Annotated in this window: 17 protein-coding genes and 1 pseudogene; 7 read left to right on the forward strand and 11 right to left on the reverse strand. The window is 62.5% G+C overall.

The window, feature by feature from the left end; translation table 11 throughout:
* Window positions 1-35: 35 nt before the first annotated feature.
* Window positions 36-404 (forward strand): PilZ domain-containing protein, encoded by a 369-nt coding sequence (locus PFEN_RS07450; protein ID WP_191486256.1) that lies wholly within the window; start codon window positions 36-38, stop codon window positions 402-404.
* A 146-nt stretch (window positions 405-550) separates the two neighbouring features.
* Here PFEN_RS07450 and PFEN_RS07455 read toward each other — a convergent pair whose 3' ends face one another.
* The 4 genes from PFEN_RS07455 to katB form a co-directional block, all read right to left on the reverse strand.
* Entirely contained in the window at window positions 551-1,279 is a 729-nt protein-coding gene (locus tag PFEN_RS07455) for a hypothetical protein (RefSeq protein WP_191486257.1), read from the reverse strand.
* A 42-nt stretch (window positions 1,280-1,321) separates the two neighbouring features.
* Entirely contained in the window at window positions 1,322-2,692 is a 1,371-nt protein-coding gene (gene radA, locus PFEN_RS07460; RefSeq protein ID WP_191486258.1) for a DNA repair protein RadA, read from the reverse strand.
* Window positions 2,693-2,737: 45 nt separating this feature from the next.
* The gene (locus tag PFEN_RS07465) at window positions 2,738-3,289 is read right to left on the reverse strand and encodes an ankyrin repeat domain-containing protein (protein ID WP_191486259.1); all 552 of its coding nucleotides are present in this window, start codon (window positions 3,287-3,289) and stop codon (window positions 2,738-2,740) included.
* Window positions 3,290-3,559: 270 nt separating this feature from the next.
* Window positions 3,560-5,101, reverse strand: a complete 1,542-nt coding sequence (gene katB, locus PFEN_RS07470; protein WP_191486260.1) for a catalase KatB — start codon at window positions 5,099-5,101, stop codon at window positions 3,560-3,562.
* Window positions 5,102-5,386: 285 nt separating this feature from the next.
* Between katB and mscL the strand changes: the two genes are divergently transcribed.
* Window positions 5,387-5,800: a large-conductance mechanosensitive channel protein MscL gene (gene mscL, locus PFEN_RS07475; protein WP_191486261.1), complete on the forward strand. Its 414-nt coding sequence runs from the start codon at window positions 5,387-5,389 to the stop codon at window positions 5,798-5,800.
* A gap of 190 nt (window positions 5,801-5,990) precedes the next feature.
* Here the strand turns inward: mscL and PFEN_RS07480 are convergent, their stop codons facing one another.
* Window positions 5,991-6,767, reverse strand: a complete 777-nt coding sequence (locus PFEN_RS07480) for a ferredoxin--NADP reductase (RefSeq protein WP_191486262.1) — start codon at window positions 6,765-6,767, stop codon at window positions 5,991-5,993.
* A 419-nt stretch (window positions 6,768-7,186) separates the two neighbouring features.
* Between PFEN_RS07480 and PFEN_RS07485 the strand changes: the two genes are divergently transcribed.
* Window positions 7,187-7,900, forward strand: a complete 714-nt coding sequence (locus tag PFEN_RS07485) for a helix-turn-helix transcriptional regulator (protein WP_191486263.1) — start codon at window positions 7,187-7,189, stop codon at window positions 7,898-7,900.
* Between the two features lie 144 nt (window positions 7,901-8,044).
* Entirely contained in the window at window positions 8,045-9,169 is a 1,125-nt protein-coding gene (locus PFEN_RS07490) for a methyltransferase (protein WP_191486264.1), read from the forward strand.
* A gap of 113 nt (window positions 9,170-9,282) precedes the next feature.
* On the opposite strand, the gene PFEN_RS07495 is transcribed toward PFEN_RS07490, so the two are convergent.
* The 3 genes from PFEN_RS07495 to PFEN_RS07505 all read right to left on the reverse strand — a co-directional run bounded on the left by PFEN_RS07495 (window position 9,283) and on the right by PFEN_RS07505 (window position 11,984).
* Complete coding sequence (locus tag PFEN_RS07495) at window positions 9,283-9,450, reverse strand: DUF2474 domain-containing protein (protein ID WP_191486265.1); 168 nt, start codon at window positions 9,448-9,450, stop codon at window positions 9,283-9,285.
* 89 nt (window positions 9,451-9,539) lie between these two features.
* Window positions 9,540-10,547 carry a cytochrome d ubiquinol oxidase subunit II gene (gene cydB, locus PFEN_RS07500; RefSeq protein ID WP_191486266.1) on the reverse strand — a complete coding sequence of 336 codons (1,008 nt, stop codon included), beginning with the start codon at window positions 10,545-10,547 and terminating at the stop codon, window positions 9,540-9,542.
* A 3-nt stretch (window positions 10,548-10,550) separates the two neighbouring features.
* A complete protein-coding gene (locus PFEN_RS07505; protein ID WP_191486267.1) occupies window positions 10,551-11,984 on the reverse strand; it encodes a cytochrome ubiquinol oxidase subunit I in 1,434 nt (477 codons plus the stop codon).
* Between the two features lie 336 nt (window positions 11,985-12,320).
* Here PFEN_RS07505 and PFEN_RS07510 point away from each other — a divergent pair, with 336 nt between their 5' ends.
* Window positions 12,321-13,583: an MFS transporter gene (locus PFEN_RS07510; protein WP_412071400.1), complete on the forward strand. Its 1,263-nt coding sequence runs from the start codon at window positions 12,321-12,323 to the stop codon at window positions 13,581-13,583.
* On the opposite strand, the gene PFEN_RS07515 is transcribed toward PFEN_RS07510, so the two are convergent.
* On the reverse strand, window positions 13,580-14,032 hold the full coding sequence (locus tag PFEN_RS07515; protein WP_191486269.1) for a DUF4879 domain-containing protein: 453 nt from the start codon (window positions 14,030-14,032) through the stop codon (window positions 13,580-13,582). The genes PFEN_RS07510 and PFEN_RS07515 overlap by 4 nt on opposite strands.
* 249 nt (window positions 14,033-14,281) lie before the next feature.
* On the opposite strand from PFEN_RS07515, the gene PFEN_RS07520 reads away from it, so the two are divergent.
* Both PFEN_RS07520 and trmA read left to right on the forward strand, forming a co-directional pair.
* Window positions 14,282-15,577 (forward strand): NCS2 family permease, encoded by a 1,296-nt coding sequence (locus PFEN_RS07520; protein ID WP_191486270.1) that lies wholly within the window; start codon window positions 14,282-14,284, stop codon window positions 15,575-15,577.
* Window positions 15,574-16,653 carry a tRNA (uridine(54)-C5)-methyltransferase TrmA gene (gene trmA / locus PFEN_RS07525; RefSeq protein ID WP_191486271.1) on the forward strand — a complete coding sequence of 360 codons (1,080 nt, stop codon included), beginning with the start codon at window positions 15,574-15,576 and terminating at the stop codon, window positions 16,651-16,653. The genes PFEN_RS07520 and trmA overlap by 4 nt, the downstream gene beginning before the upstream one ends.
* Before the next feature lie 145 nt (window positions 16,654-16,798).
* Here the strand turns inward: trmA and PFEN_RS07530 are convergent.
* Window positions 16,799-17,637: pseudogene (locus tag PFEN_RS07530) on the reverse strand (amidohydrolase family protein).
* A 172-nt stretch (window positions 17,638-17,809) separates the two neighbouring features.
* Entirely contained in the window at window positions 17,810-19,093 is a 1,284-nt protein-coding gene (locus tag PFEN_RS07535) for an MFS transporter (RefSeq protein WP_191486272.1), read from the reverse strand.
* Window positions 19,094-19,105 lie beyond the last annotated feature (12 nt).

Raw genomic sequence — 19,105 nt, forward strand, 5'->3', positions numbered from 1 at the left:
ATAGTCAGTCAGGGAATCCGCCAAGGAGCCACGTCATGAGCGACCCGAATTCCAATCGCCGCAAATTCAAACGCATTGACTTTGACGCCGACACCACCCTCAGCCAGGGCTCCACCGTCTGGTCGGCGCATCTGATCGACCTTTCACTCAAGGGCCTGCTGCTTGCGCGTCCCGCTGGCTGGGATGACAGTAACGAAGGCATTTTCCGCATCGACATCAGCCTGGCGGCCAACGCCCATGTCGAAATGGATGCCGAACTGGTGCACCGGGAAAAAGACCACCTGGGCTTCAAGTGCCTGCACATCGGCCTGGAGTCGATCCAGCATCTGCGCCGCCTGATCGAGCTGAATCTTGCCGACGAGGCCGAGCTTGAACGCGAGCTGGGCGCGCTGATCGAGCTGTAGACCAGACCGCCCCCAGGACCCCTGCCGCCTGAACGCATGCTTTTGTGGGAGCGGTGCTTGCCGGCGAAGCTTTTAGCCGTCTCGCGGTCCCCTTCGCGGGCAAGCACCGCTCCCACTAACCACCTTTGACGCCCGCGCCTGCCGGCTCAGGGAAACGCCGAGCGCAGGGGAAAATCGCTCTCGGTGTCCCAGTACCCGGGCTCCTGCCGCGATGACAACTGCCAGGCGCCGTCCTGGAAGCGATAGGTCCGGTAGGTGGTGACAAACTCTTCGTCCTCACCCTCCGGCGACGATGAAACCTGCTGGATCTGCGCCACACCATCGGCCGAAGGCTCGCCAACCTGCCAGGCCGCCTTGCCGGTCTGAGCCAGGAACAGGGCTTCGCTCTTGCCCTCCGGCGTCCGATAGAGCGTGGTATTGAGCTTGCCCGCCAGTGGCATCAGCACCTGTGTGGCCGGTCCACTGTAGCTGCCCATGGGCGCGGTCTCGTCGATGGTCAGGAAAAACGCCGGGGCCGGCATGCCCACCAGCGGCGCTTTCTCCACGGTTGCCAGCGGATAGCCAAGGTTCTGCTTCTCCAGCGCCTCACCGTCCGTCGCCAGCAAGCGCACCTGGGCCTCGACGAACGGCGTGCGCTCGACATCCGCGGCGAGCACCTCGTCCTCGAAGTTTTCCGGATCCGCACCATTCCCCCACAGGGCGCCATGCAGGTCAGGGGTAATCCGCACATCTTCGAGGATCTCCAATACCTGACCGCCATCGATCGGCAGTTGCTGAGCCACGCGGTAACCGGCGGGCACCTGCGCCACCGCCAGCGCCATCCCGCACCAAGCAGCCATCCCCAACCCCAGCACCACAGAGCCGATTACTTTCATGCCTTGACTACCTTCATTCAAATCGATGGATAGGTGAAATGCTCACTGCTCGAACAATGCATCCAGCGCCTGCTCCAGTCGCGTCACCGCGATGATCACCAACCCTGGCGGCGCTTCTTTCGGCGCATTGCCCTTGGGCACGATGGCCCGTTTGAAACCATGCTTGGCCGCCTCTTTAAGACGCTCCTGGCCGCTGGGCACCGGTCGCACTTCGCCGGACAGGCCGACTTCGCCGAACACCAGCAGGTCGTGAGGCAAGGGCCGGTTGCGCAGGCTGGACATGATCGCCGCCAGCAACGCCAGGTCCGAGGCGGTTTCCAGGACTTTCACCCCACCCACGACGTTGAGGAACACATCCTGGTCATGGGTTGGAATCCCGCCATGACGGTGCAGGACCGCCAGCAACATCGCCAGACGATTCGGGTCGAGGCCGAGGGTGACCCGGCGCGGGTTGGCCAGGTGACTGTCGTCCACCAGGGCCTGCACTTCCACCAGCATCGGCCGGGTGCCTTCCCAAGTAGCCATGACCACGCTGCCCGGCACTTCCTCCTGGGCCCGGGTGAGGAAAATCGCCGAGGGATTGGAGACTTCCTTCAGGCCGCGGTCGGTCATGCCGAACACGCCCAGTTCATTGATCGCACCGAAACGGTTCTTCACCGCGCGCAACAGGCGCAAGCGACCATCGGACTCGCCTTCGAAATACAGCACGGTGTCGACCATATGTTCGAGCACCCGTGGCCCGGCCAGGGCGCCTTCCTTGGTCACATGACCGACCAGGAAAATCGCCGTGCCGCTCTGCTTCGCATAACGCACCAGCAATGCCGCGCTCTCGCGCACCTGGGACACGCCACCCGGCGCCGATTGCAGTTGCTCGGTGAAAATGGTCTGGATCGAGTCGATCACCATGACCTTGGGCTTTTCCACCCGGGCGGTGGCAATGATGGTTTCGATGCAGGTCTCGGTCATCACCCGCAGTTGGTCCTGTGGCAGGCCTAGGCGCCGGGCGCGCATGGCGACCTGCTGCTGCGACTCTTCGCCGGTGACATACAGCGCCGGCATGCGCGCGGCGATATTGCACAGGGTCTGCAGGAGAATGGTCGACTTGCCGATGCCCGGGTCGCCACCGATCAGCACCACCGAGCCGTCCACCAGGCCGCCGCCGAGCACCCGGTCGAGTTCCCCGGACGCCGTGGAAAAGCGCGGGATTTCCTCGACGCTGACCTCGGCCAGGGTCTTGATCTGTGCCTGTTGTCCGGCCCAGCCGGTGCGCCCGCTGGGCGCCGCGGCGCCACCGCTTTCCACCAGGGTTTCGGTCAGGGTGTTCCAGGCCCCGCATTCGCCGCATTGGCCGGCCCACTTGGGAAAGGTCGCGCCGCACTCGGTGCAACCGTACATGCGCTTGGCCTTGGCCATCTGAACTCCCACGCAAAACCGCGATGATAGCTCAGCTGGCGCCGATCAGCGCGGTAGCGGTGTGCGGATTTCACCGTCCGCCAGACGCGCCGCGCTGTTGCCCAGCGGATCTTCGGCGTTGAGGTTGGCGCCCTTGGCGGCCAACTCGTCGAGCAGGCCGAGGCGCTTGAACAGCCCGGCATACATGGCCGCCGTCTGGCCGGCGGCGTTGCGTTGATCCGGGTTGCAGTCGCTGGCGAGCAGGCGCCGGGCGATGCTCACTTCGCCCTTGAAGATCGCGCCCATCAACGCCGTGTTGCCGCGTTTGTCCTGGACACAGGCATTCGCGCCGGCGGCCAGCAGGCGTTCGACCGCCGGCCCCTGGCCGTGATAGGCGGCCAGGATCAGCGCGGTGTAACCCTGGGCATCCTGGGTATCGAGGCGGTAGCCGGCGTCGATGAAGGTGTTGAGCATTGCGACATCGCCACGGCGGGCGGCATCGAAATAGTAATCCTTGAGTTGCGCTTGAAGCGCGGCGGGATCAGTGGGGGCCGGTGAGTCCTGAGCTGAGGCCGCGAACGTGCAGGCGAATAAGAACAGCAAGGCAAAAGTGCGCATGGAGAGACTCCGTTGCGGTGGGAAGGCGATAGGTGTCTGGTAAGTTCAAGGGTCTCTTCGCGGGCAAGCTCCGCTCCCACAGGATTTGAGTCGAGCCCGGTAGTGTGTTCGACACAGAACCTGTGAGAGCGGAGCTTGCCGCGAAAGGGCCGGCACTGACACTCCCACAGGATTTGAGTCGAGCCCGGGTAGTGTGTTCGACACAGAACCCGTGGGAGCGGAGCTTGCCCGCGAAAGGGCCGGCACTGACACAACAACTATCAGGGCTAACTAGTCCGCCAGCTTCGCCGCCAACGCCTTGACCCGCGCCAAGTCGCCCTTGGCCACCTTGGTCACGCCCGCGCCGTACTCCGGATCCGCCTTGTAGAGGAACGACAGCATGATGTGCTTGCTCTCGTCGTCGGTGTCCGCCAGGGAGCCGCCGAAGTTCTCGATCAGGTCCTGTTTTTCCTTCTGGCTGTAGGAGCGGTACAGGTCACCGGCCTGCTTGAAGTTCTGCTCGCGCTGGATCTTCGCCTGCTGGGTACTGCCGGCCAGGGCCAACTGGCTGTAGCGGGCCGCCTGCGGTTCTTCGCGAGGCAACAAGCGGCTGGGCTGGTAGTTCACCCCGGTGCTGGTGTGCGCGCTGTTCATCGCCCCATCCTGGTTGCCATTGTTGACCGCAACTTTCGGCGCATTGATCGGCAATTGCAGGGCGTTCGGCCCCAGGCGATACATCTGGGTATCGGCATAGGAGAACACCCGACCTTGCAACAGGCGGTCCTCGGACGGTTCGATACCCGGCACCAGGTTGGCCGGCGCCATGGCCACCTGCTCGGTTTCCTGGAAGACATTGGCCGGATTGCGATCCAGGACCATCTGCCCGACCTTGCGCTCAGGCACGCCCGGCCAGATCTTGGTGGCGTCCAGTGGATCGAAGTCGAACTTGCCGAGCTCCTGCGGCGTCAGGACCTGGACATAGAGGTCCCACTTCGGAAAGTCGCCCTTGTTGATATGCGTCACCAGGTCGTGAGTCATGTGGCTGTAATCCTTGCCCTGGACCTCGACGACCGCCTTGGGATCGAGGTTGCGGATCCCCTGCAGGCTCTTCCAGTGGAACTTGACGTAGTGCACCTCGCCCTTGGCATTGATCAATTTGTAGGCATGTACGCCATTGCCATCCATCTCCCGGTAACTGGCCGGCGTGCCGGAGTCCGAGTACAGCTCGGTCAGGGTCCGGGTGGCTTCGGGCACATGGGAGAAGAAGTCGAAACGCCGGGAGTCGTCATCGAGATTGGTTCGCGGATCGGGCTTGAAGGCATGCACCATGTCCGGGAACTTGATGGCATCGCGAATGAAGAAGGTCGGGAAGTTGTTGCCCACCAGGTCCCAGTTGCCATCGCTGGTGTAGAACTTGGTGGCAAACCCGCGCGGATCGCGCAAGGTCTCGGGCGAGTGGTTACCGTGGACCACCGCCGAGAAACGCACGAACACCGGCGTGGCGCTGCCGGCGGCAAACACCTTGGCCTTGCTCAGGTCGCTCAGGTCATTGGTGACGGTAAAGGTGCCGTGGGCACCGGTACCACGCGCATGCACGACGCGCTCCGGAATGCGCTCGCGGTCGAAACGCTGGAGTTTCTGGATCAGTTGCACGTCCTGCAGTAACACCGGCCCGCTGCTACCGGCGGTCTGTGAGTTCTGGTTATCGCCAACAGCCGCGCCATTGTCGCGGGTCAGCGTGGCGGCCTGGACGGACAGCGATAACAGGCTCGCGCTCAAGACGCACAGCACACGCCTCGAAGAAACGATCCCAAGGCTTGGAATGATGTTCATGTCTTACTCCTCTGGTCTTTGTAGAGCGCATTCCGCTGCGCTCACCAGAGGCTAGTGACTCAAGCCCGGTTCTCTAAATAGAAAAGACTGAAGAGGTCGATTGAGAAAATAGACGAGCCATCCTCCGCCAAGGCGCGTATTCCGCGCGATTGCTGGCACTTTGCAAACTTTTCGGCGGGCGACCGGTCGATTACCACAAGCGCAGCCGACCCCGCGCGTACAGCAAGATGCTCGCGGCTCCATTACACTGCGCTCACTCCACTCATCTGTAACAAGGAATAACCTATGAGCGTGCTCAGTGAGTTCAAGGCCTTCGCGGTCAAGGGCAATGTGGTCGACATGGCCGTTGGTATCATCATCGGTGCCGCCTTCGGCAAGATCGTCTCGTCGTTTGTCGGCGATGTGGTGATGCCACCGATCGGGCTGCTCATCGGCGGGGTCGACTTCAGTGCCCTGGCCATTACCTTGAAAGCCGCCGACGGCAATGTGCCTGCCGTGGTCCTGGCCTATGGCAAATTCATTCAGAGCTGCATCGACTTCCTGATCGTGGCCTTTGCCATTTTCATGGGGGTCAAGGCCATCAACCGGCTCAAGCGCGAAGAAGCGGCCGCCCCTAGCCTGCCGCCGGTGCCCAGCAAGGAAGAGGAACTGCTCGGCGAGATCCGCGACCTGCTCAAGGCGCAGTCGAACAAGCCCTGAGCGAACAAACGCGAGCCCTTGTAGGAGCCAGCTTGCTGGCGATGGACGTTAACGATAACGCGGCAAGCCTGGTGCCACGCGGTGTCTGGACTGCCATCGCCAGCAAGCTGGCCCCTGCAGGTTTCCAGGCATTCACAAACCCGCCTGTCAAAGTTTCCGCGCGTTTGCACAACCGCGCCCAGTGTTGCCTCTACCAGTAATTCTCCACCGCCACCTGCCCGGGACGACGACTCAGGCTGAGCTGCAGCCCCCGCTGCTTGAGCAGCGCGCGGGTGTCATCGATCATCTGCGGATTGCCGCAAATCATCACCCGCGAATGCTCGGGTGTCAGCGTCACGCCCGCCAAGCGCTCCAGCTCGCCGTTCGCGATCAAGTGGGTAATGCGCCCGTTCAACATACCCGGGCCCTGCTCGCGGGTGAGCGTCGCAATGAAGTGCAACTTATGGGCGTGCTCGACCAGGTAATCCCGCTCGCCCAGGCCGGCGATCAGCTCCCGATAGGCCAACTCACAGGCGTGCCGGGCACTGTAGATCAGAATGATCCGCTCAAAGCGCTCCCACGCCTCGAAATCCTGCAGGATCGACAGGAACGGCGCCACACCGGTGCCAGTAGCCAGCAACCAGAGGTCACGCCCACCGACGAAACGGTCCAGGGTCAGGTAGCCGAACGCCTGCCGATCGACCAGCAACCCATCGCCCTTGCGCAGACGACTCAACTCGCTGGTGAATTCGCCGTCAGGCACTACGATGGAAAAGAACTCGAGGAACTCGTCATGGGGTGAGGACACCATCGAATAGGCGCGCCACACAATACCGCCATCGGCTTTACTCACCCCAAGACGGGCGAACTGGCCGGCACGAAAACGAAACCCGGCATCACGGCTGGCACGCAAGGTGAACAGACTGGGCGTCAAGGGCTGGACATCGAGCAGGGCCTGGCGGGTGAACTTCTCGGCGCTGGCAGTCATGGTGCTCTCCGTGAGGTAGTGAACCACAGTGTCGCGCAAAGGAGACGAGAGAAACACCGGTACTTTGTAGTGGTATAAGAATTCAAAAAAATTGTACATATAAAAAATGTACGTACACACACCCCTGAAAACAACAACTTATATAGGGATATACAGTCTGCACTCAGAGCATACTCACAACTGGATATTTTCGTGGCACCAGAAAAGACTTCTCTCGCCTCAGCAGACACCAGGAGAGCAACATCAGCAATAATAGCAAAACGCCCCCAAATTAAAGCACACCGCGCGATAACTGCGGATGTTTAAAGACAATAAAAATATCACCATTCCTCCAAAAAACATCGGCTCTCAATGCAGTTTTTTCCTACACTACCTCCGTCACCTTCGACTGTTACACGCAATCACGGAAGGGCACTTCAATGGAGAACTGGCAGGATAATCAACTGCATCAGCTCATGAGTGAAAAAGAAGAACAGGCAATCTTCAACGCAGTTTTCAATCTGGCCATGCAAATAGGTTTCACCTACGCGTCATTCAGAATAACCACACTACTGGGATGCCATCAAACAAATAGCACACACTTCAACAACTACCCAAACGCATGGAACAGATGCTATCAGCGCAACAACTACCTATCGATCGACCCGTTGGTTTTCCATTGTCATCGCTCGGTGTTCCCGATCCTCTGGTCTGCGGAGGTCTTTCAATCCACTCCGATGCTATGGAGAGACATGCAAGAGCATGGACTGAGACAGGGTTGTTCCCAGTCCGTCCATGACGTTCGCGGCATCGTCAGTACCTTGAGCCTGGCGCGCAATTCGGTTCCGATTACCACCGATGAGTTCTACAGCAAGGCCGGGCAAGTCCTCTGGCTGTGCAACTGGCTGCATTCAGCGCTGGCAGACAAGCTGCTGCCGACCCAGCGGTCGGACAACAGCTACCCGCTGTCGCCGCGCGAGACCGAGATCATGAAATGGACCGCGGAAGGCAAGACCGCCTCCGAAATCGCCGACATTCTTCACCTGACGACGCGTACCGTGGGCTTTCACATGAGCACCATCATGAGAAAGTTCGGGGTCAACAACAAAGCCTCCGCGGTCTTGTGCGCGGCAAAATCAGGATTGCTTTTCTGAACGAGCAAGGAGCGACACGGCAGAGGGATCTGCCATCAGAAGAGCAGGCAATCTGCGGCAAACCCACGTAAAATCCAGCGATCTCCTTTCCCGCTTGTCCTGTCCCTGCATGGACGGGGCAACATCGACGCGCCCGAGCCCTCCATGCCCCTGCTAGAAAGCCCGTTTGCCCGACTCGACCTGATCCGCCAACCCGAACAACAGAACGAGCCCCTGCAAGCCTTCGATGCCGCGGATGAGTACCTGCTCGCGCATCTTGCGCAGCAGGGCGTCTTGGCCGAGACCCGCGTGCTGGTGCTCAACGACAGCTTCGGTGCCCTGGCCAGCAGCCTGGCCGGGCATGTCCGGGTGACCAGCAGCGGTGACTCGTTCCTCGCCGCCCTGGCCCTGGAAAAGAACCTGGCGCGCAACGACCTGGCCTTCGACGCGGTGCCCCACGTCCCCGCCAGTGACGCCTGGACCGGGCCGTTCGAGCGGGTATTGATCCGAGTCCCGAAGACCCTCGCCTTGCTGGAAGAACAGCTGATTCGCCTGCAAGGTCATCTGGCACCGGGTGCCCAAGTGGTCGCCGGAGCGATGATCAAGCACCTGCCCAGGGCCGCCGGCGATCTACTGGAGCGTTATATCGGCCCGGTGCAGGCATCCCTGGCGCTGAAAAAGGCTCGCCTGCTGATCGCCACGCCCGAGGTCCGGGAGCCGGCCGTGTCGCCTTACCCGACGCGCTACAGGCTCGACGCACCGGCCATCGAGCTGCTCAACCATGCCAATGTGTTCTGCCGCGAAGGCCTGGACATCGGCACCCGGGCGTTCCTCCCGCATCTGCCGGGTAACCTGGGCAGCGCGCGGATCGCCGACCTGGGCTGCGGCAACGGCGTACTGGCCATCGCCAGCGCCCTGCAAAATCCCCAGGCCCACTACACGCTGGTGGACGAATCGTTCATGGCGGTGCAGTCGGCGCGGGAAAACTGGCGGGCGGCGCTGGGCGAGCGCGAGGCGGTGATCCGGGCGGGTGACGGCCTGGCCGGACAGGCAGCGCAATCGCTGGATGTGGTGTTGTGCAACCCACCCTTTCACCAGCAGCAGGTGGTCGGCGATTTTCTCGCCTGGCGGATGTTCCAACAGGCCCGTGAAGCGTTGGTGGTGGGCGGTGCGTTGTACATCGTCGGCAACCGCCACCTGGGTTATCACAGCAAGCTGGCGCGGTTGTTCCGCGGTGTCGAACAAGTGGCGGCCACGCCCAAGTTCGCGATTCTCAAGGCGCGCAAATAACCGCAACCCACCGAACTCTGGCGCCGTACCAAATGTGGGAGCGGAGCTTGTGTGGGAGCGGAGCTTTTGGCGTCCTGGAGGGCCTCTTCGCGGGCAAGCTCCGCTCCCACAAGCTAGTGAGTGGTCAACCCGGCGGCATTCATGAACAGCCGCATCAGGCTGGCCACCACGAACAGCGCCAGCACGCTTCCCGTCCAGATAATCACCAGCCAGCCAATACGTTGCCAGAGCGGTTTCTTCTCAGCCGCTTCGATGTCCTGCAATGAAGGTTTGCCTGTCATGAGCCCAGTCCTCGTCGTTCAAACACGATGGCGCTACAAAGCACGCCATCGTCAGCCAGCCCGCTCCGGCTAGGAGCGGGCGCAACGTCCTAGTGATAGCCATCCTCGTGGGTCACCTTGCCGCGGAACACGTAGTAGCTCCAGAAGGTGTAGCCCAGGATGAACGGGATGATGAACAAGGTGCCCACCAGCATGAAGCCCTGGCTTTGCGGCGGTGCGGCGGCGTCCCAGATCGAGATCGACGGCGGCACGATATGCGGCCACAAGCTGATGCCCAAGCCGCTGTAGCCGAGGAAGATCAGCGCCAGGGTCAGCAGGAACGGTGTGTAGTGGGCATTGCGCGCCACCGCCCGGAGCAAACCGTACAACGTCACCAGCACCAGAATCGGCACCGGCAGGAACCAGAACAGGTTCGGCAGGGTAAACCAGCGCGCGGCGATCTCGGCGTGGGTCAGCGGCGTCCAGATACTGACCACCCCGATCACCGCCAACACCACATAGGCCAAGGGCCGCGCCAGGTCATGCATCTGCGCCTGCAACTTGCCCTCGGTCTTCATGATCAGCCAGGTGCAGCCAAGCAAGGCATAGGCCACCACCAGCGCCACGCCGCAGAACAGCGTAAATGGGCTCAGCCAGTCCAGCGAGCCCCCGGCGAACTGGCGGTTGAGCACTGGAATGCCATCGATGAAAGCCCCCAGCGCCACGCCCTGGAAGAAGGTCGCGGTCAGCGAGCCACCGATAAACGCCTTGTCCCAGATATGGCGCTTATGCGCCTTGGCCTTGAAGCGGAACTCGAAGGCCACGCCACGGAAAATCAGGCCGACCAGCATCAACACCAGGGGCAGGTAGAGCGCCGACAGCACCACCGAATAGGCCAGCGGAAACGCGCCGAACAAGGCCGCGCCACCGAGTACCAGCCAGGTCTCGTTACCGTCCCAGACCGGCGCGACGGTGTTCATCATCACGTCGCGGTCGCGTTCACCCTTGACGAAGGGGAAGAGAATGCCGATCCCCAGGTCGAAACCATCCATGACCACATACATCATGATGCCGAAGATGATGATCACGGCCCAGATCAGCGGAAGATCAATACCCATGACTCAGTTCCCCTTGTTCAGGTGGCGAGCGTCTTCGCCAGCATCATCGGCGGCGGAGAGCGGACGGGCCGGTGTCCGTTGCTGGCCGGGACCACCGTGGCTCGACTCGGCGCCTTCGTTGGTTTGCGGCCCTTTGCGCACCAGGCGCATCATGTAGCCCAGGCCGGCGCCGAACAGCGAGAAATACACCACGACGAACAGCGCCAGGGTGATGCTCATTTGCACCAGCGTGTGCCCGGACGAGGCATCCGCCGTGCGCATCAGGCCGTAGACCACCCAGGGCTGACGACCGATTTCCGTGGTGAACCAGCCGGCCAGGATCGCGATCAGGCCCGAGGGTCCCATCCATAGCGCCAGATGCAGGAACAGGCGGTTGCTGTAGAGGCGCTCGCGCTTGCGCAGCCACAGGCTCCAGAGCCCGGTGAAGATCATCAGCAAACCCAGGCCGACCATGACCCGGAACGACCAGAACACGATGGTCGAATTCGGCCGGTCCGCGGCCGCGAACTCCTTGAGGGCCGGCACCTGTTTATCCAGGCTATGGGTCAGGATCAGGCTGCCCAGGTACGGAATCTCCACGGCGAAGCGGGTCTTCTCGGCCTTCATGTCCGGCAGGCCGAACAGAATCAGCGGGGTCGGCTCGTTGCCGACGTTTTCCCAATGCCCCTCGATGGCGGCGATTTTCGCCGGCTGGTGCTCGAGGGTGTTGAGACCGTGGAAGTCACCGATGACCGCCTGGATCGGCGCCACGATCAACGCCATCCACATGGCCATCGAAAGCATGGTGCGGATCGCCGGATTATCGCGACCGCGCAACAGGTGCCAGGCCGCCGACGCGCCAACGAAGAACGCCGTCGCGACAAAGGCCGCCGTGGCCATGTGCATCAGCCGATAAGGGAACGACGGGTTGAACACCACCGCCAGCCAGTCCACCGGGATCACCCGGCCGTCGATGATTTCGTAACCCTGGGGCGTCTGCATCCAGCTGTTGGAAGAAAGAATCCAGAAGGTCGAGACCAGCGTACCGATGGCCACCATCACCGTGGAGAAGAAATGCAGGCCTCGGCCGACGCGGTTCCAACCGAACAGCATGACGCCGAGGAAACCGGCTTCGAGGAAGAATGCCGTGAGCACTTCATAGGTCAACAGCGGGCCGGTGACCGCGCCGGCGAAGTCGGAGAAACGACTCCAGTTGGTCCCGAACTGATAGGCCATGACCAACCCGGAGACCACCCCCATGCCGAAGTTGACGGCAAAGATCTTCGACCAGAAGTGGTACAGATCACGGTAGGTATCGTTATGCGTCTTCAGCCACAAGCCTTCGAGTACCGCCAGGTAACTCGCCAGGCCGATGGTGATCGCCGGGAACAGGATATGGAACGAGATAGTGAACGCGAACTGGATTCGGGCGAGATCAAGTGCCTCCAAACCGAACATAAGTCTTCCTCTGTCAGGTAATACCGGTTGCGGACCTGGAGGCCCGCACCACTGCCCCCACGGATATGGAGTGCGGCGAATTCGAATTCGTTCTTTCAAACCATCGCCACGCAGGGCTCCGGACCCAAGTCAGTGCCAGAAAGCAATTGACCTGGATCAATCAACGCTGAAAGAGTAGTCCCATTCCGACGACCGGGCGGCGTGGTCTTTTGCCGCGTGACAGGTTGTCTCAGGCGCAGATACCCCTCTGATCCGCAAGAAATCGGCACAGCTCGGCAACTTATTGTTACATCTAAATGATAACCTCTGCTTTTCCCTCGCCCGACCGAGCCCGTGATGCCCGACCCCGCGCCGTTGCTGTTGCGCCACCACCGCCCTTTCCTGGCTTTCTGGCTGGCACGGATCTTTACCGCCAGCGGCTTCCAGATGCTCACCGTGGCCATCGGCTGGAACCTCTACCAACTGACTGGCAATGTGCTGGACCTGGGCCTGGTGGGCCTGGTGGAGTTCGCCCCGCGAGTGCTGTTCATGCTGCACACCGGCCATGTCGCCGACCGCTACGACCGGCGCAAGATCGCGGCGCTGTGCCAGTCGTTACAGGCGCTGATTGCCCTGAGCCTGGCCATCGGCAGCGCAACCCACCACGTCACCCGGGAACTGATCTTTATCCTGGCATTCCTGCTCGGCGCGGCGCGCTCTTTCGAAATGCCCACCACCCAGGCGCTGCTGCCCTCCATCGTGCCGACGGCGCTGTTTCCCCGCGCCGTGGCGTCGGCCCAGTCGGCCCAGCAACTGGCAACCATCGTCGCGCCGGCCCTCGGTGGCCTGCTCTACGCCCTGGGCAGCGTCTGGGTCTATGGCCCCACCGTGGCGCTGTATGTGATCGCCTGCCTGCTGATGCTCAGCCTGCCGGCCCGGCAGAGCAGCCTGAACAAGGGCAAGGCCACCCTCGATTCGCTGTTGGCGGGGATTCGCTTTATCCGCAGTCGCCCGGACATTCTCGGGGCCATTTCCCTGGACCTGTTCGCCGTGCTGCTGGGCGGCGCCACGGCCTTGCTGCCGGTGTTCGCCAAGGACATCCTGCTGACCGGCGCCTGGGGCCTGGGCCTGTTGCGCTCGGCGCCGGCGGTGGGCGCCTTGCTGATGTCACTGTGGCTGGCGCGCTTTCCGGTGGAGCGCAAGGTCGGGCGGATCATGTTCAGCGCCGTCGGGGTGTTCGGCGTGGCAACCATTGCCTTCGGCCTGTCGACCTCGTTCTGGTTCTCCCTGGCGGTACTGGTGGTACTGGGGGCGGCGGACATGATCAGCATGGTGATCCGCGCGTCCTTCGTGCAACTGGAGACCCCGGACGAGATGCGCGGCCGGGTCAGCGCCGTGAACGGGTTGTTTATCGGCGCCTCCAACCAGCTCGGTGAGTTCGAGTCAGGGCTGACGGCCCACTGGTTCGGCACCGTGCCCGCCGTGGTGCTGGGCGGCATCGGCACCCTGGTGATCACCGGAAGCTGGATGAAACTGTTTCCAACCCTGGCCCGGCGCGATCGCATGCACACAGCAGCACGCCAACCGGCCGAGGTGAGCACACCGGCGACAACCGCCTAGTGCGAGGCGATCTGAATGGCCGCGCCCATGGTCTGCACCGGTGCCGTCAGCGAACGGTCACTGACGCTGAAGGTAGCGATCTGCTGATCGTCCAGTTCAAACACATAGCTGAAGCTGTAACCCACCACCTGGCCGCCGGTGCAAGGCACGAACGGAGGGCGAAATTCGCACAGTGAACTGCGCGACGCGTAGGCCAGTGGCGCGCCGTTGAGAAAGGCCTGCGGTCCGCGGCCATAACCCGACTCCACGACCGTCACGGTAATCGGCCCGCGGTGGTCACAGCGGGTTTGCCCGCGACCGTCGGACACGTCCTCGACACAGCCCTGGGACACCACCTTGTAGATCGCCACGCCGATCAACGATTGGGCCGGCGCGGCGGACACCGGCGCCAGCGTGCTGGCCATCACCATACCGACGGCCAAGGCCAGACTCTTCACTCGACTGCTCATAAACCCCTCCAGAAGGAACGCGCAGTATGCCTCATGCCCCCGGCGACGGCAGCGCCGTACCGCACGAGGAAAAATTTTCCGCGCAGGTCCTGGCATCTTGCTTGCAACGCGCAGCCAACCGGCACAAACCACTGGTATGATGCGCGGCTTTTTTCCACAGACAGAAGCTCATCAGGCCGCTAGAGTCTGTGCTTGGCTGTTTGCGGATCGATTCATTCACGGCGCCGAGTGCGCCACGGGGGAGCAGAGATGCTGGAAAGGCTGTTTCAACTCAAGGCACACAATACCAATGTGCGCACCGAGATACTCGCGGGCGTCACCACCTTCCTGGCCATGGCCTACATCCTGTTCGTCAACCCGAGCATCCTCGGCGAAACGGGCATGGACAAGGGCGCGGTGTTTGTCGCCACCTGCCTGGCCGCGGCCTTCGGCTCGACGGTCATGGGCCTGATCGCCAACTACCCGATCGCCCTCGCACCGGGCATGGGCCTGAACGCCTTCTTCACCTACACCGTGGTCTTGCACATGGGCCATACCTGGCAAGTCGCGCTGGGGGCGGTATTCATCTCGGCGGTGTGCTTCTTCGTGCTGTCGATCTTCCGCATCCGCGAATGGATCATCAACAGCATCCCGCTGCCGCTGCGCTCGGCGATCGCCGCCGGTATCGGCCTGTTCCTGGCGCTGATCGCCCTGCACAACGCCGGCATCGTGGTGAGCAACCCGGCGACCATGGTCGGCCTCGGCGACCTCAAGCAACCGGCACCGATCCTCGCCACCCTGGGCTTTGCCGCCATCGTCGCGCTGGACGCGCTGAAAGTTCGTGGCGCGGTGTTGATCGGCATTCTCGGCGTGACCATCGTCTCGATCCTGATGGGCTTCAGCCCGTTCGGTGGCATCGTCTCGGCACCGCCGTCACTGGCGCCGACCTTTCTGCAACTGGACATCAAGGGCGCCCTGAACATCGGCCTGGTCAGCGTGATCTTCGCTTTCCTGTTCGTCGACCTGTTCGACAACTCCGGCACCCTGATCGGCGTCGCCAAGCGCGCCGGGCTGATGGGCAAGGACGGCCACATGCCGAAAATGGGCCGCGCGCTGATCGCCGACAGCACCGCCGCCATGGCCGGTTCGCTGCTGGGCACCTCGACCACCACCAGCTACATCGAATCGGCGGCGGGCGTCAGTGCCGGCGGGCGTACCGGTCTGACCGCCGTGGTGGTCGCCGTGCTGTTCCTGCTGGCGCTGTTCTTCGCCCCGCTGGCCGGCAGCGTTCCGGCGTTCGCCACCGCGCCGGCGCTGCTGTTCGTCGCCGTGCTGATGACTTCGGGCCTGGCGGAAATCAACTGGGATGACATCACCGAAGCCGCACCGGTGGTGGTTACCGCCCTGGCCATGCCTTTCACCTATTCCATCGCCAATGGCATCGCGTTCGGCTTCATTGCCTGGACCGCGATCAAGCTGCTGTCCGGTCGCGGCCGCGAGCTGAACCCGGCGCTGGTGATCCTGTCGATTCTGTTCGTTATCAAGCTGGGCTGGTTCAACGCATGACTTTCGATTCCAACATCTACACCGCTCAGCTCGAAGACAAGGTCGCGCTCTTGCGCGATCTGCTGGCACCGTTCGACGCCCCCGAACCGCGGGTGTTCGACTCGCCACTGCGGCACTTTCGCCTACGGGCGGAGTTCCGCCTGTGGCGCCAGGCCGGTGAACGCCACTACGCGATGTTTGCCCAGGACGACAAGCGCACTCCGCTCCTGATCGAAGACTTTCCCATCGCCAGCCTGCGCATCAACGAATTGATGCCCAAGCTCAAGGCCGCCTGGCAGGCCAGCGCGCCGCTGAGCCACAAGCTGTTCCAGGTGGAGTTCCTGACCACCCTGGCGGGCGACGCGATGATCACCCTGTGCTATCACCGCCCGCTGGACGAGCACTGGCAAACCGCCGCCGAGCAACTGGCCGCCGACCTTGGCGTCAGCATCATCGGCCGCTCCAAGGGCAAGCGCGTAGTGATCGGCCACGACTACGTGGTGGAAAAGTTCGAGATTGCCGGACGCACCTTCAGCTACCGGCAACCGGAAGGAGCCTTCACCCAGCCCAACGGCACGGTGAACCAGAAGATGCTCAACTGGGCCTATGAGGCCTTGGGTGAGCGCTCCGACGATCTGCTCGAGTTGTACTGCGGCAACGGCAACTTCACCCTGCCGCTGGCGACCCGGGTGCGCAGGGTGCTGGCCACCGAAATCAGCAAGACCTCGGTCAGTGCCGCCTTGAGCAACCTCGACGAGAACGCCGTGGGCAACGTGAACCTGGTGCGCCTGTCGGCCGAGGAACTGACCGAAGCGTTGAACGAAGTGCGGCCGTTCCGGCGCCTGCACGGCATTGACCTGAAAAGCTATGAGTTCGGCAGCGTGTTCGTCGACCCGCCGCGCGCCGGCATGGACCCGGACACCTGCGAACTGACCCGGCGTTTCGACAATATCCTGTACATCTCCTGCAACCCCGAGACCCTGGCGGCGAATATCGCGCAACTGCACGATACCCACCGCATCGAACGCTGCGCGCTGTTCGATCAATTCCCCTGGACCCACCATATGGAATCCGGGGTGTTGCTGACCCGCCGCTGAAACCGGGTAAGGGCCAATCCCGTAAACCAAGCCCGAACGCGTCCCCTGTGGGAGCGGAGCTTGCTCGCGAGGAGGCCCTTGAAGCCGCTAAAAGCTTCGCGGCGGTGCGGCGATCCGACAAGCAGCGCTCCCACAGCCACCCAGTTCAGTCCCTCACAAACCCGAACAACTCGGCTGCCGTATTGCACAGCAGATGCTGGCGCAGCGGCGCGGCGCAAGCCAGACGGCGCAGACGATCGAGCTCCGAGCCGAAACTCACCTCCTGCTCATGCTGGGTATGCGGCCAATCGCTGCCCCACAACAGCCGCTCCGGGCCCACGGTTTGCAACATCAGCGACAAGGCCTTTTCCGCGAAATGCAGGTTCTCCATCGGCGTCCCGCCCAGCCGGTAGATACCCGAGACCTTGATCCACAAGCGCCCGCCTTCACCCAGCGCAAGCAGACGGGCAAAGGCCGCTTGCTCGAGCCCAAGCCGGGCATCGGGACGGCCAAAATGATCGACCACCACCTTGCATCCCCGCGCCAACAGGCACTCGACCAACACCGGCAGATCCTCCAACTGACGATGCACTTCGACATGCCAGTCGAGGTGCCGCAGATACTGGAAAAACACCTGCCACGACGCCTCGGCAAAGTCCGGCAACGCCTGCCCCATCAGATTCAAGCGCACGCCCACGACGCCGAGCCCGGCCATCCGTTGCAGCTCGCTGAAAACGATATCGCGCTCGACCACCACCACCCCGCGCAGTTGTTCGGGGGCCTGCTGCAACGCCGCCAATAAGTAACTGTTGTCGGTGCCAAGGAAGCTCGGCTGCACCAGCACGCCATGGCTCAGGTCGTTTTCCCGCAAGCGCGCCAGGTAATCGGCCAGGGGGCGTCGTAGTCCGGCGCATAACGGCGCACGGCCGCCAGCCCCAGGCCACGCTGGAAAACATGGGCATGGGCATCGATGCCGCGAATCGGCAGTGGGCAAGTCTCGGACATGGAACTCATCTATGGCTGAAGCGCCGCAAAGGGCGGCGCGATAAAAGTTGAATCACGCCTGAACGCAAACTTTGTAGGAGCCGGCTGGCCGGCGATGGGGCCGTTGAGCCTTGCGCCGCCCATACAGACGCCTTCGCGGGCAAGCCCTGCTCCTACAGGTTTTGTGGTGTTCTCAGGATAACTGGCGGACATTGGCGCCCTTGGCCGGCACGGTCTGCGTCGCGACCTCCTGCAGATTACGGCCCTTGGTTTCCGGCAGGGCCAGCGCGGCCAGCACCGCCACGCCATAGGCGATCCCCGCATCGATACCAATGGCCGAACCGAGGGACATCGACTCACTCATATGCCCGACCATGAACGGGAACAGCGCCGACAGCACCCGCCCGAAGTTGTAGCAGAAACCCACCCCGGCACCGCGGACATCCGCCGGATACAGTTCATTGAAGAATGAGCCCAGGCTGGCCGGGATCCCGGCGGCAAAGAAGCCCAGGGGGAAACCGAGAAACAGCATCTGCGTGTTGCTCAACGGCAGGAACAGATAGCACTGCACCGTGACCACGCAGCAGAAGGCAAAGAGAATGATGTTCTTGCGCCGCCCGATACGGTCCAGCAGCAGGCCACTGACGATACAACCGAACCAGAACGCGACGATGATCACCGCCAGGTAACCGCCGGAACTCAATACCGAAAGGTTGCGCTCGGTCTTGAGGAAAGTCGGCAGCCAGGTCATCACCGCGTGGTAGCCGCCATGCGCGCCCAGGCCGAGAACGCCGCCCAGCAGCGTCACCCGCAGCAGCTCGGGACGAAAGATCGCTGCCATCGAGGCCAGCAGGCCACATCCCGCGGCCTTGGCCCGGCGTTGCGCGCCGTCAGGCTCGACCACGCTGCGCCGCACATAAATCACCAGCAGTGCCGGCAACAACCCCACCAGGAACATCACGCGCCAGGCCATGGCCTCGGGCACGAAAGTGTAGATCAGGGTGAACACCCCGACCGCCGCGCCCCAACCGATCGCCCAGGCACTCTGCACCGCGCCCATGACCTTGCCGCGATAGCGCGCCTGGATGGTCTCGGCCATCAGCACCGCCCCCGCCGCCCACTCGCCGCCGATGCCGAAGCCCTGTAACGCCTTGACCACCAGCAACTGGTGAAAGCCGCTGACAAAGGCCGAGAGAAAGGTGAACAGCGAAAACCAGAGAATCATCCATTGCAAGGTACGGACCCGACCATAGCGGTCGGACAACGTGCCACCGAGCCAGCCACCGATGGCCGAAGTCACCAGGGTCACGCCACTGACCAGCCCGGCATCGCCCTTGCTCAGGGCGAAGGCGGCGATCAGGGCCGGAATCGCCAGGCCGAACATTTGCACTTCCAGTGCATCCAGGGACCAACCGCCAAAGCAGGCCCAGAATGTCTTGCGCTCCCTCGAGGTGATGTCGCGATACCAACTGAACATGATTTCTTATCC

Source organism: Pseudomonas sp. FEN (genome assembly GCF_904067045.1).
GTDB lineage: Bacteria > Pseudomonadota > Gammaproteobacteria > Pseudomonadales > Pseudomonadaceae > Aquipseudomonas.